The organism is Andreprevotia sp. IGB-42 (assembly GCF_009848685.1).
In the GTDB taxonomy this organism is placed as follows: domain Bacteria; phylum Pseudomonadota; class Gammaproteobacteria; order Burkholderiales; family Chitinibacteraceae; genus Andreprevotia.
In genome coordinates this window covers 228,741-241,438 of record NZ_WXTX01000007.1, presented here as the reverse complement: position 1 = coordinate 241,438, position 12,698 = coordinate 228,741, and the positions used below count along the sequence as shown (strand labels likewise).

The 12,698-nt window shown below is 62.3% G+C and carries 6 protein-coding genes; 5 read left to right on the top strand and 1 reads right to left on the bottom strand.

Annotated elements, in window-relative coordinates:
* Positions 1-238: 238 nt before the first annotated feature.
* The 3 genes from IGB42_RS12870 to IGB42_RS12860 all read left to right on the top strand — a co-directional run bounded on the left by IGB42_RS12870 (position 239) and on the right by IGB42_RS12860 (position 3,118).
* Complete coding sequence (locus tag IGB42_RS12870; RefSeq protein ID WP_236822578.1) at positions 239-988, top strand: response regulator; 750 nt, start codon at positions 239-241, stop codon at positions 986-988.
* Positions 976-2,187: an ATP-binding protein gene (locus tag IGB42_RS12865; RefSeq protein WP_159672178.1), complete on the top strand. Its 1,212-nt coding sequence runs from the start codon at positions 976-978 to the stop codon at positions 2,185-2,187. The genes IGB42_RS12870 and IGB42_RS12865 overlap by 13 nt, the downstream gene beginning before the upstream one ends.
* A gap of 151 nt (positions 2,188-2,338) precedes the next feature.
* Positions 2,339-3,118, top strand: a complete 780-nt coding sequence (locus tag IGB42_RS12860; RefSeq protein WP_159672176.1) for an EF-hand domain-containing protein — start codon at positions 2,339-2,341, stop codon at positions 3,116-3,118.
* Between the two features lie 380 nt (positions 3,119-3,498).
* On the opposite strand, the gene purL is transcribed toward IGB42_RS12860, so the two are convergent.
* Positions 3,499-7,452 (bottom strand): phosphoribosylformylglycinamidine synthase, encoded by a 3,954-nt coding sequence (gene purL, locus IGB42_RS12855; RefSeq protein ID WP_159672174.1) that lies wholly within the window; start codon positions 7,450-7,452, stop codon positions 3,499-3,501.
* Between the two features lie 165 nt (positions 7,453-7,617).
* On the opposite strand from purL, the gene IGB42_RS12850 reads away from it, so the two are divergent.
* The gene (locus IGB42_RS12850; protein ID WP_159672172.1) at positions 7,618-10,125 is read left to right on the top strand and encodes a family 20 glycosylhydrolase; all 2,508 of its coding nucleotides are present in this window, start codon (positions 7,618-7,620) and stop codon (positions 10,123-10,125) included.
* Positions 10,126-10,332: 207 nt separating this feature from the next.
* Entirely contained in the window at positions 10,333-12,675 is a 2,343-nt protein-coding gene (locus IGB42_RS12845) for a kelch repeat-containing protein (RefSeq protein ID WP_159672170.1), read from the top strand.
* Positions 12,676-12,698 lie beyond the last annotated feature (23 nt).

The following is a 12,698-nucleotide window of genomic DNA, read 5'->3' as shown; positions in this document are numbered from 1 at the left end:
TGAGTGCCTGAGCATGGGCAGATGAGCAATGGATGGCCAGCCGCGAAGTAGTCCGTACCACGCTCGGCCACGCACAGCAGATTGCCCGCCAGCCTCGCGCGCGTTATCTATATGCAAATGGTAATGCCCCAGCCAGCCAGGCGCCGTAGCGGCAGCTGGATACAAACCCGATACACACTTGGGCCTTGCTGCGCTTATGCTGGGTATTGCTTCAAGCACTACAGAAGGATGCACCGCCTTGACCACGCCCGCCCCCACCTCGCAAAACCAGCCACGCCTGCTGATCGTTGATGACGATCCGGACATCCGCGATTTGCTGGCTGATTACCTGGCGGGTTTCGGCTACACGGTGGACAAGGCTGCCGATGGCGTGGCGATGCGTGAACAGATGGCCGCGCATGGCGATTACGATTTGCTGGTGCTGGACCTGATGCTGCCCGGCGATGATGGCCTGACGCTGTGCCGGCAGTTGCGCCAGCAATCGAACGTACCGGTGATCATGCTGACCGCGCGCGGTGATCCGTTCGACCGTATCGTGGGTCTGGAAATCGGCGCGGACGACTATCTATCCAAGCCATTCGAGCCGCGCGAGCTGGTGGCCCGCATCCAGACGGTATTGCGCCGCAGCCGCGCAGCGGCAGCCGGCCCGATGGAAACCGCACCGGCGGCATTTGCGTTTGCCGGCTGGCACCTGAGCATATCGCGCCGGCAGCTGAAAGCGCCCAATGGCCTGGTGATTCCCCTTTCCAATGCCGAGTTCAAACTGCTGCTGGTTTTCCTGGATGCGCCGCGCCGCGTGCTCAGCCGCGACCGGCTGCTGGATCTGGCGCGCGGCCGCAGCATCGAGGCATTTGATCGCAGCATCGATCTGCTGGTATCGCGCTTGCGGCAGAAGCTATCCGACGACCCGCGCGAGCCACAGCTGATCAAGACCATACGCGGCGAAGGCTATGTATTCGATGCGGTGGTGGCAGCATGCGCAGACTGATACCCGATACCTTTTTTGCCCGGCTGTTCGTACTGTTCTTTTTCGGCCTGATCGCCAGCCACCTGCTGGGCAGCGCGGTGTTCTTCAACCTGGCGCCGCAACCACCCCGGCCACCCTTTGGCCCGCATGGTGGAACGCATATGCGGCCGCACCCGGGCAACGATGAGGCGAGGCCGCAAGCACCGGGCGAGCAACCGCACCCGCCGCGCGCCACGGATGAGGCCGGCAACAACGATGCACGCCCGGATGCAGCTGCGGGTGGCAACGAGGGCAACCGCCTGCAATCCAGCCTGAGCGAGCCACCGCCGGAATTCCGCTTTCCACCGCGGATGCGCCGCTCACCCTGGCTGGACCACCCCATCCTGTGGCTGGACCCACTGATCCGCCTGCTGGTGCTGGCGCTGACGGCATGGATCGGTGCGCGCTGGCTGGCGCGGCCGATGCGGCAGCTCTCTGATGCGGCAGCAGCGCTGGGCAACGATCTGCAATCACCGCCGTTGCAATTGGCCGGCCCGGCCGAATTGCGCCGCACCGCCGATGCGTTCAACCGCATGCAGGCGCAACTGAAAAGCCAGATCGACGAACGCAGCCGCTTTCTGGCGGCGGTATCGCACGATTTGCGTACGCCACTGACACGCTTGCGGCTGCGCTGCGAGGCCATCGAGCCGCTTGCGCTGCGCGAGCGTGCCCAGCAAGACTTGTCCGACATGAATGCCATGCTGACTGCCACGCTGGATTACCTGCGCGGGCAAGCGCAGCCGGAAGCACGCCAGTTGCTGGATGTGGGTGCGCTGGTACACAGCCTGGCTGAAGACCTGCAGCAGGATGACGCCCGCATCGTGGTCAGCGGCCAGGTAGCTGCACTACCCGCGCAACCGCTGGCATTGAAGCGCTGCCTGAGCAACCTGCTGGAGAACGCACAACGCTATGGCCATGGGGCGACAGTGCGGCTGATCGATAGCGCGGGCGCATGCACGATAGAGATCGAGGATATCGGCCCCGGCCTGCCACCAGAACAGCTGGAGGCGGTATTCGCACCGTTCTACCGGCTGGAGGATTCACGCAACCGGCAAACGGGTGGTGTGGGCCTGGGCTTATCGATCGCCCGCGATGTGGCGCTGCGCCACGGCGGCACGCTGACCTTGAGCAATGCGTTGCCACACGGGCTGATTGCCACGCTGATCCTGCCCCGCCCATAGCCCTACTCCGCTCCTTATTGGCAGGATTACATGACTATGTCATGTATCCGCACTGATACAAAGTGGATAAACGCTGCATACATGGCCCGCTGAAAATGGCACAGCCCGCAAAGCCTTCAGGCCCGGGTTTGATACCTAAAGGAGGTTTGCCATGAGCATCAGTTCAGTCAGTAGCAGCAGTAGTTATGGCAGCTACGCGACATCGTCTGCCAGCAGCAAGCGCAACAGCACAGACAATATCGCCAAGCTGTTTTCCAGGATCGATAGCGATGGCGACGGTTCGCTCAATACCGACGAGCTGCAAACGCTGATCGACAAGGCGCCATCCTCCGGCAGCAGCGGTGGCAGCAGCGTATCGGCAGCCGATATGCTGAAGAAGCTCGATAGCGATGGCGATGGCTCGGTCAGCAAGGATGAACTGGGCAGTGGGCTGAAAGCGATGAAGGACGAACTGGATAACCAGTTCCAGCAGATGCGCATGCAGGCCGGTGGCCGCCCGCCCCCACCGCCACAAGGCAGTGGCAACAGCGATGAAGAGCAGGACCTGTTCGGTCAGCTCGATACCGACAGCGATGGCAGCGTGACCAAGGCCGAATTCAGCAAGCTGCCCAGCAGCGACGGGAGCAGCAGCACCGACAGCAGCAAGCTGGACGAGCTGTTCAGCAAGATCGATAGCGACGGCGATGGCAGCATCACCAAGGCCGAGGACGACACCTTCAAGCAGCAGATGCAGGCGCAAGGCCCGCAAGGTGGTGGCCGCCCGCATGGCCCGCCCCCGTCCGGCGCTGCGCCCGATAGTGGCGACAGCGGTAGCAGCAGCGCCGGCTCGGACGACAAGCTGGCGTTCATCTCGCAATTGCTGCAGCAATACACACAGGGCGTGGGCAGCAGCAGCGATACCACCAGCAGCCTGCTGGCGGTGACGGCCTGACAGGCTGATCGCGGCAAAGCGAGTGCTGGTAGTGGCTGTATAGTGCAAGGAGGCCGGTGAGGGACCACCGGCTTTTGTATTCGGGCACTCAGCATGGGCACCGATGGAACACCGAAGGCTATCCCGCTGCGTATCGCGTGAGTGCCTTGGGATACCCGACCGCTATCAGCCATGGTGACTGGATATGCATATCCAGCACTTTGCTGCCATGGTGGCCTGATGACCAGCCCAGCCTCAAGACCGCCACGAGCGGTTCAACGCTGAAACCACCATCCACCGGATGTGCTGGTCGTGAACCCGCACCCACGAAAAAGCCGGCATGACAGCCGGCTTTTTCATCCCCGCCAGTCTCAGCCAGCGGGTTCAGCAAGGGATGGCGATCAGCCGATCCACTTGCGCGCATTGCGGAACATGCGCATCCACGGGCCGTCTTCGCCCCAGTTTTCCGGGTGCCACGAGTTCTGCACGGTGCGGTATACGCGCTCCGGGTGCGGCATCATGATGGAGAAACGCCCGTCTGCAGTGGTCACGCCAGCGATGCCTTGCGGGCTGCCGTTCGGGTTGGCCGGGTACACCTCGGTCTGCTTGCCGGCGTTGTCCACGTAACGCATGGCCACAATCGCCTGCTTGATGTTGCCCTGCTGGCTGAAGTTGGCAAAACCCTCGCCGTGGCTGACCACCACCGGGAACTGGCTGCCCACCATGCCACCGAAGAACAGCGATGGCGATTGCGTCAGCTCGGCCATCACGAAGCGCGCTTCGAATTGCTCGGACTGGTTGCGGGTGAACTTGGGCCACGCTTCCGCCCCCGGGATGATGCTGGCGAGGTTGGCCATCATCTGGCAGCCATTGCACACGCCCAAGCCAAAGGTATCCGGGCGGGCAAAGAAGGCTTCGAACTGGGCACGCGCATTGGCATTGAACAGGATGCTCTTGGCCCAGCCTTCGCCGGCACCCAGCACATCACCGTAGCTGAAGCCACCGCAGGCGGCGAAGCCACGGAAATCCTGCAGCGACACACGGCCGCTGATGATGTCGCTCATGTGCACGTCTACCGCGGCAAAGCCGGCGCGGTTGAACGCTGCCGCCATTTCCACATGGCCGTTCACGCCCTGCTCGCGCAGGATGGCCACGCGCGGCTTGTTGCTGCCGGCGGCGGCAATCACCGGTGCGGCAATGTCTTCCGCGGGATCGAAGGTGAGCTTGGCAAACAGGCCCTTGTCGCCCTTGTCGTCCAGGCGTGCGTATTCGCTATCCGCACACGCCGGGTTATCGCGCAGGCGCTGGATCTGCCAGCTGGTTTCTGCCCAGGTTTTCTGCAGCGTGATGCGCGGTTCATCCAGGATCAGGCGGTTGCGCTTCTTGATCTTGAGCGAATCATCCTTGTTGATGCTGCCGATCACGTGCAGCTCGCTGCGGATGCCGGCATTGGCAAACGCGGCAATCACCGATGCGGTGTTGGCACGCTTCACCTGCAGCACGGCGCCCAGCTCTTCGTTGAACAGCACGCCCATGGCGCGGCCGTTTTCGGCGCGGGCAATGTCGTCCTCGTTCAGCTCGCCATCTTCACGCGCACGGCGGCGGCGTTCGATACACGCTTCGTCGATTTCCAGCGTCACACCCAAGTGGCTGGCAAACATCATTTCCGCCACGGTGGTGATCAGGCCCCCATCGCCCCGGTCGTGGTAGGCAAGGATCTTGCCTTCGGCATTGAGCTTCTGCACGGTTTCGAAGAATGCTTTCAGGTGCGGCACGCTGACCACATCCGGCGCCCACTGGCCGACCTGCTTGTACACCTGCGCCAGCGCCGAGCCACCCAGCCGGCACTTGCCATCGCCCAGGTCGATCAGGATCAGGTCGGTATCCGCTGCGTGCACCAGTTGCGGGGTGAGCGTCTTGCGCACATCGGTGACCGGCGCAAAGCCGGAGATCACCAGCGAGAGCGGCGCGGTAACCTGCTTCTTGCTGCCTGCTTCGTCCCAGACCGTTTTCATCGACATCGAATCCTTGCCCACCGGGATGGAAATACCCAGTTCGCGGCACAGGTCGAGGCCGACGGCCTTCACGGTGTCGTACAGATTGGCGTCTTCACCCGGGTGGCCGGCCGGGGCCATCCAGTTGGCGGACAATTTGATATCGCCGATCTTGGCGATGGCCGCGGCGGCAATGTTGGTAAGTGCCTCACCCACCGCCATGCGCCCGGATGCCGGACCGGAAATCAGCGCCAGCGGCGTGCGCTCGCCCATGGCCATGGCTTCGCCCAGGTAGCTGTCGTAGCTCATGGCGGTGACGGCCACATCGGCCACCGGTACCTGCCACGGGCCGACAAACTGATCGCGCGCGGTGTAGCCGCCCACGGTACGGTCGCCGATGGTGATCAGGAAGTTCTTGCTGGCTACCGACGGCAGGCGCAGCACGCGGTACAGCGATTCCTTGATATCCAGCGCGGACGAATCGAACATGGCCAGTGCGGGCTTGATGCGCTGTACATCGCGCGTCATTTTCGGCGGCTTGCCCAACAGCACGTCCATCGGCATATCGACCGGGTTGTTGCCGAAGTGCGGGTCTTCCACCACCAGTTGCTTGCGGTCGGTGGTACGGCCGATTACCGCGAACGGGCAACGCTCGCGCTCGCAGATGGCCTCGAAAGCAATCAGGTCGGCCGGGGAAATGCCCAGCACGTAACGCTCTTGCGATTCGTTGGACCAGATTTCCTTGGGGCTCATGCCCTTTTCTTCGATATTGACCTTGCGCAGGTTGAACACCGCGCCCTGGCCGGCATCGTTCACCAGTTCCGGGAAGGCATTGGAGATGCCACCGGCACCCACATCGTGGATGGACTGGATGGGGTTGTGCTCGCCCAGTTGCCAGCAGCGGTCGATCACCTCTTGCGCGCGGCGTTCGATTTCCGGGTTGCCACGCTGTACCGAATCGAAATCCAGGTCTGCCGCGTTGGCGCCGGTGGCCATCGACGACGCTGCCCCGCCGCCCATGCCGATCAGCATGCCCGGGCCGCCCAGCTGGATCAGCAGGCTGCCTTCCGGCAGCGCATTCTTGCCCACATGGATATCGCGGATATTGCCCAAGCCACCGGCCAGCATGATGGGCTTGTGGTAGCCGCGGCGCTCGCCGTTGAAATCTTCTTCGAAAGTACGGAAGTAACCGGCCAGGTTGGGGCGGCCAAATTCATTGTTGAATGCGGCGCCACCGATCGGGCCCTCCAGCATGATGTCCAGCGCGCTGGCAATGCGCTCCGGCTTGCCGTAGGCCGGGTCTTCCCATGGCTGGATGGCGCCGGGGATGTTCAGGTTGGAGACGGTAAAGCCCGTCAGCCCGGCCTTGGGCTTGGAGCCCCGGCCAGTGGCACCTTCATCGCGGATTTCGCCGCCGGCACCGGTAGCCGCGCCCGGGAAGGGCGAGATCGCGGTCGGATGGTTATGCGTTTCCACCTTCATCAGGATATGGGTGGTTTGCTCGCTGTAGGCGTATTCGTGGCTGCCCGGCTGCGGATGGAAGCGGCCGACCTTGGCGCCTTCGATCACCGACGAGTTATCCGAGTACGCCACCACGGTGCCTTCCGGCGATGCCTTGTGCGATTCGCGGATCATGCCGAACAGGCTGTATGGCTGTGCCTCGCCATCGATCACGTAGCTGGCGTTGAAAATCTTGTGGCGACAGTGCTCGGAGTTGGCCTGCGCGAACATGGTCAGCTCGACATCGGTCGGGTTGCGGCCGAGCTTGGTGAAGTTGGTCACCAGGTACTCGATTTCATCATCCGACAGCGCCAGGCCGAATTCGACGTTGGCTTTTTCCAGCGCGGGCTGGCCGCCGGCCAATACATCCACGGTAGTGAACGGTACCGGCTCGAAGTGGCGGAACAGCTCCTTGCCGGCATCCAGCGTATCGAACACCTGTTCGGTCATGCGGTCGTGCACCAGTGCACGCAGGATGTTCTTTTCTGCGGTGGAGAGCGGCGCGCCGTTCTTCGATGCGTACACGGCCAGGCCGCGTTCCACGCGCGCCACGTTTTCCAGCCCGCAATGCAGTGCGATATCGGTGGCCTTGGACGACCACGGCGAGATGGTGCCCAGGCGTGGCAGCACCAGCAGCAGGCTGCCCACATCCTTGCCGGCCACGGCCGGATCACCATAATGCAGGATGCGCGCCAGGGTGGCGTTCTCTGCTTCGTTCAGCGGGGCGTTCACTTCAACAAAGTGCCAGTACTCGCCGTAGAGCTGGGCATCGATGCCCTCTACAGCCAGTGCTGCACGCAGTTTATCGAGTCGGAAGGCGGAAAGCGCATTGCCGCCGCGCAAGCTGAGGACGTCTGCCATTGATGGGTTCCGGAAAAATAAGCGGGAAATCAAAGGCGTAATTGTACCGGAAATGCTGGATGCTCGCCGTGGCTGGCGGCCATCAGGCTTTACTTCTACACTGTATCGTTCCTGCTAGTGCCATTTAGCAGTCGAGTCGATCCAAACCGCACGGAGCCAAAAACAATGAGTCAACCTGCCGGCGCCCATCTGCAACTGAAGTGGGAATGTATCCAGAACGGTCATGACGGCGATAACTTCATCGCGGAACTGACGCTTACCAATCGCTCCAGCGTGCCATTGTCCGGTTCGGACTGGGCGCTGTACTTCAATACCGCGCGCAAGATCCGCCCCGAGACCGTGACCGGTGGCGTAACGGTTGCCCATGTGAATGGCGACTTGTCCAAGTTCACCCCCACCGCGGACTTCGGCACGCTGGCGCCGGGTGAATCGCGCGTGATCCGCTACACCGGCATCTTCTGGGTGGTGCAGGAAACCGACGCACTGCTGGGCTTCTATATCGTTTACAACGACGGCAGCGCCAACGCGCGCGCCGAGGCCATCGGCGATCCGCAGATCGTGCCATTCACCCGTGCCGAAGTACTGAACCGCAACGGCAACGACAAGGTGGAGCCGGTCAACCCCGCAACCCGCTTTGCCGCCAACGAGGCGCTGACGCTGTTGCCGGCCGCGCAAGTGGGCAAGATCACCCCGACGCCGCTTTCGGCCACGTTTGCCGGCGGCGATTTCATCATCGATGCCAATACCAGCATCGTGCACAGTGACGATCTGGCCGGCGAGGCGGCCTACCTGCGCACCATCCTGCATGATGTGAGCGGCCACTGGCTGCAACGCGCCAGCAACGGCAGCGGCATCACGCTGAAGATCGGCAGCGTGGACACCAAGGACACACTGGCACCGGATGAAGCGTATTCGCTGGATATCAGCGCTGCGGGCATCGTGATCACCGGCGCATCCGCGCATGGCGTGTTCAACGGTATCCAGTCGCTGCGCCAGTTGCTGCCGGTTGATGCATTCGTGAACCCGCTGCCGGCACTGGCGGTGCCGTATGGCGCCGTGGTGGATGCACCGCGCTTTGCCTACCGCGGGGTACACCTGGACGTGGGCCGCAATTTCTCCAGCAAGGAATCGGTATTGCGCCTGCTCGACTGCATGGCGCTGTACAAGCTCAACCAGTTCCACTTCCACCTGACCGATGACGAAGGCTGGCGCGTAGAGATCCCGAGCCTGCCGGAACTGACCGAGATCGGCTCCGGCCGTGGCTTCACCACCACCGAAACCGATAACCTGGTGCCGTGCTTCGGCTCCGGCTCGGAGGTGCAAGGCTCGCATGGCACCGGTTTCTACACCCGTGCCGAGTTCATCGAGATCCTGAAATTTGCCACCGAGCGCCATATCGATGTGGTGCCGGAATTCGACGTACCGGGCCATGCCCGCTCCGCGATCAAGGCGATGAACGTGCGTTACGATCGCCTGGTGCAGGCCGGCCAGCAAGCCGAGGCAGAGAAATACCTGCTGATCGACTTCGACGACAAATCCAAGTACGAATCGGTGCAGCTCTGGACCGACAACGTGATCTGCATTGCCCGTGAAGGCGCATACAACTTCATTGAAACCGTGATCCACGACGTGAAGGAAATGTACGCCGAGGCCGGTGCCGAATGGACCACGCTGCACACCGGCGGCGATGAAGTGCCGCACGGCGCATGGGAAGGCTCGCCGATCTGCCAGAAGTTCATGAAGGACAACAACCTCAACAGCATCCTGGAACTGCAGGATCACTTCCTGGCGCGCTACCGCGACATCCTGAAGAAATACGGGCTGACCTTTGGCGGCTGGGAAGAAATCGCGCTGAAGAAGGAAACCGTGGACGGCGTAACCCACCACGGCCCGAACCCCAAGTTTGTGGATGCCAACTTCCGCCCCTACATCTGGAACAACGTGTGGGGCTGGGGCCAGGAAGACTTTGCCTACCAGCTGGCCAACGCCGGCTACAAGGTGGTGCTGTGCAACGTGACCAACCTGTACTTCGACCTTGCGTACGAGAAAGACCCGCAAGAGCCGGGTTACTACTGGGGTGGCTTCATCAACACGCGCAAAGCCTACGAGTTCGTGCCGCTGGATATCTACACCAGCGCCACCGTGAACCTGTTCGGCCACGACCTGGGTGATTCGCTCAAGGACAAGGCCAAGTTGACCGAAGCCGGCACCAAAAACGTGATCGGCATCCAGGGCGAGCTGTGGGGCGAGAACATCCGCGATGCAGGCCGGCTGGAATACCTGGCCATGCCGCGTATCGTGGCACTGGCCGAGCGCGCATGGGCCAAGGATCCGGGCTGGACCTTCATTGCCGACAAGGGTGCGCGCGATGCACAGATCGACGCGGACTGGAACCAGTTTGCCAACCGCCTGGGCCAGCGCGAGCTGCCACGGCTAGATGGCCTGCTGGGCGGCTATGGCTACCGCGTGCCGGTGCCGGGCGCCAAGGTGGAAGGCGGCAAGCTGCTTGCCAATATCGAATCGCCGGGCGTGACCATCCGTTACACCACCGACGGCAGCGAGCCCACCGCCCGCTCCGCCGAATACACCGGCCCGGTATCGGTAAGCGGTGTAGTGAAACTGGCTGGCTTTACCACCACCAACCGCCGTGGCCGCGTGGTGAGCGTAGCCTGATCACTGCCTGACTGCTGTAACGACAAGGCCCCGCAGATGCGGGGCTTTTCTTTTTCAAGCCATTGATTACCAATCAATTTTTTCATAAAAACCCGAGTGTTACACCGCCGACCCCGGCACGCCGAAAGGCGTAATTTGACTCTTCTGGCCCACAGCGCCAGCAGAACATCTGTTCTGACCCCGGTTGCATCCAACAGGAGAGTACAAATGGATAACACGGAAAGTGACGCATTCAAGCGCTGGCAGCAATGCTGGCAAACGCTGGCACTGTCTGCAGTGCTGGTGGGTACGCCTTGCGCATACGCTGCCACCCAGCCCACTGGTGAAATGCTGACACCGCGTGATTCGCACGCCGCTGCAGCATTGCCCGACGGCCGTATCTTGATTACAGGCGGGATGGCTTCGACCAGCCTGAGTGCCAGCGTGGAAATCTACGATCCGGTCACCGCAACATTCAGCACCGCACCATCCCTGTCCATGCCGAGGGTATCGCATGTGGCCATACAACTGCAGGATGGCAAGGTGCTGGTAGCTGGCGGGCTTGGCCGCGTTGATGGCGCGAATTCCATGGAGGCCAGCACGGAATTCTATGACCCGGCTACCGCGCAATGGCACAGCGCCGGGCCACTGGCACACCTGTACCACGATCCGGTTGCGCATCGCCTGCCCAATGGCAAGGCATTGATTTTTGACAACGGATACTTCAGCAATGCGCCCAACGCCGAGCTGTACGATCCGCAAAGCGGCACGTTCAGCGATACCGGCGTGCTCAGCCAGGTGCGCATCCGCGCAGCCAGCGTGGTGCTGGCCGATGGCAGGGTACTGGTTGCGGGTGGGCGCGCCAAGAGCGGCGAAACCTATTTCGCCAGCGCCGAAATCTGGGATGCCGCCACCGGCCAGTGGGCGCCAACCGGCGCGCTGAACCAGGCAAGAATGGGCGCGACAGCCACCTTGCTGAGTGACGGCCGTGTGCTGATTGCAGGCGGCAATGCAACCAACAACAGCATGATTGCCAGTGCGGAAATCTACGATCCGGCAACGGGCACCTTCAGCATCACCGGTGCCCTGCTCAATCCGCGCAGTAGCCACCAGGCACAGCGCCTGGCGGATGGCAGCGTGCTGGTGGGATTTGGCAACACGCCGAGCTACGGCGTCTACACCAGCTTCGAGCGCTACGACCCAGCCACCGGAACATGGGCCGCTGCGGGCAGCAGCCCGTATACACGGTTTACGGACACCTGGTCGCCGCTGCCGTCCGGACAGATCCTGATCGCCGGCGACTACACCGGCAATCCGGGCAGCGCGGAAATCTACGATCCGGTTTGCGGGCCGGCCGTTGCAACGGTAAGCCCTACAACCATCCCCCTCGCTTCAAACGGCGGGCCGGGCGTGATTTCGCTCAACTACCCGGCAAACTGCCCGTGGACCCTCCACAATGTACCGGCCTGGCTGAACATCACCTCGCTGCGCTCCGGCACCGGCCCGGCGGATATCCAGTATGTTGCCGCGCCCAATCCAGCACAGTCGCAACGTTATGCACAGCTGGAAGTGGCAGCCGCCACCATCAATGTGACGCAGGCAATCCCTTGCGATCCCTACCTGATGCCCACCATTTTCCCAACGATCGTCTCTGCTTCCAATCAGGGCATGAGCGGTTCGATCACGGTAACCTTCAGCAATCAGGAATGCACCTGGACCACCCGCAATGTGCCGGCGTGGATCACCATCACCAGTGGTGCTTCGGGCAAGGGTAATGGCGTGATCAACTATACGGTCGGCCCCAATCCGGCCGGCGCACGCTCCGGCGACATCACCATTACCACCGCCAGCCAGCTCAACCGCGGCTTCATCCTGAACCAGGCAGCCGCTTCAACCTGCGGTGCCACGCAGTTGCCCACTTTCTTTCCCGAATCGGTCAACCTGAGCGCAACGGGCGGCAGCAGTTCTGTCTCCATCATCTACAACAACCCGGATTGCAGCTGGAGCGTCACTGCCAAACCGGCATGGCTGGCACAAAACGGCGGCAGCAGTGCTGGCTACGGCAATGGCACTTACAGCTTCGTTCCTTTTGCCAACACCAGCGGCAGCGCGCGTAGCGGCGTGATCACCGTAACCACCGGCAACGGCCTGACCAAGGATTTTCCGGTCAGCCAGATGGCCGGCGCCGCGCAAGGCGGCAATTGCACGCCACGCGGCACGCTGCTTGTCGGCACGCAGGTCAGCAACAGCCTGACCACCACTGCCTGCAAATCCGGCGCGCGCGGTGCGTCTTACTACACCGACCGCTACACGCTGACCGCCACGCCGGGCCAGCGGATTGCCGTACTGCTGAGTTCGACCGCATTCGACAGTTATCTGTATTTGAAAGACGCTGCCGGCAATGTGCTGACTTCAGACGATGACGGCGGTGGCGGCCGGAACTCGCGCATTCCGGCCAACTCGGGCTACTTCACCCTGCCTGCCAGCAGCACGGGCCCGTATACCGTCGAGGTGTCCACCTACGGCACCAGCAGTACGGGCAGCTACACCTTGCTGTTGACCCAGCCTTGAGTGCTGGCTCAGGCAACGGCCAT

Excerpts from the sequence above, each read along its gene's own strand:
- IGB42_RS12865 (WP_159672178.1), top strand. The coding sequence starts at position 976 with ATGCGCAGACTGATACCCGATACCTTTTTTGCCCGGCTGTTCGTACTG.
- purL (WP_159672174.1), bottom strand. The coding sequence starts at position 7,452 with ATGGCAGACGTCCTCAGCTTGCGCGGCGGCAATGCGCTTTCCGCCTTC.
- IGB42_RS12860 (WP_159672176.1), top strand. The coding sequence starts at position 2,339 with ATGAGCATCAGTTCAGTCAGTAGCAGCAGTAGTTATGGCAGCTACGCG.
- IGB42_RS12845 (WP_159672170.1), top strand. The coding sequence starts at position 10,333 with ATGGATAACACGGAAAGTGACGCATTCAAGCGCTGGCAGCAATGCTGG.
- IGB42_RS12850 (WP_159672172.1), top strand. The coding sequence starts at position 7,618 with ATGAGTCAACCTGCCGGCGCCCATCTGCAACTGAAGTGGGAATGTATC.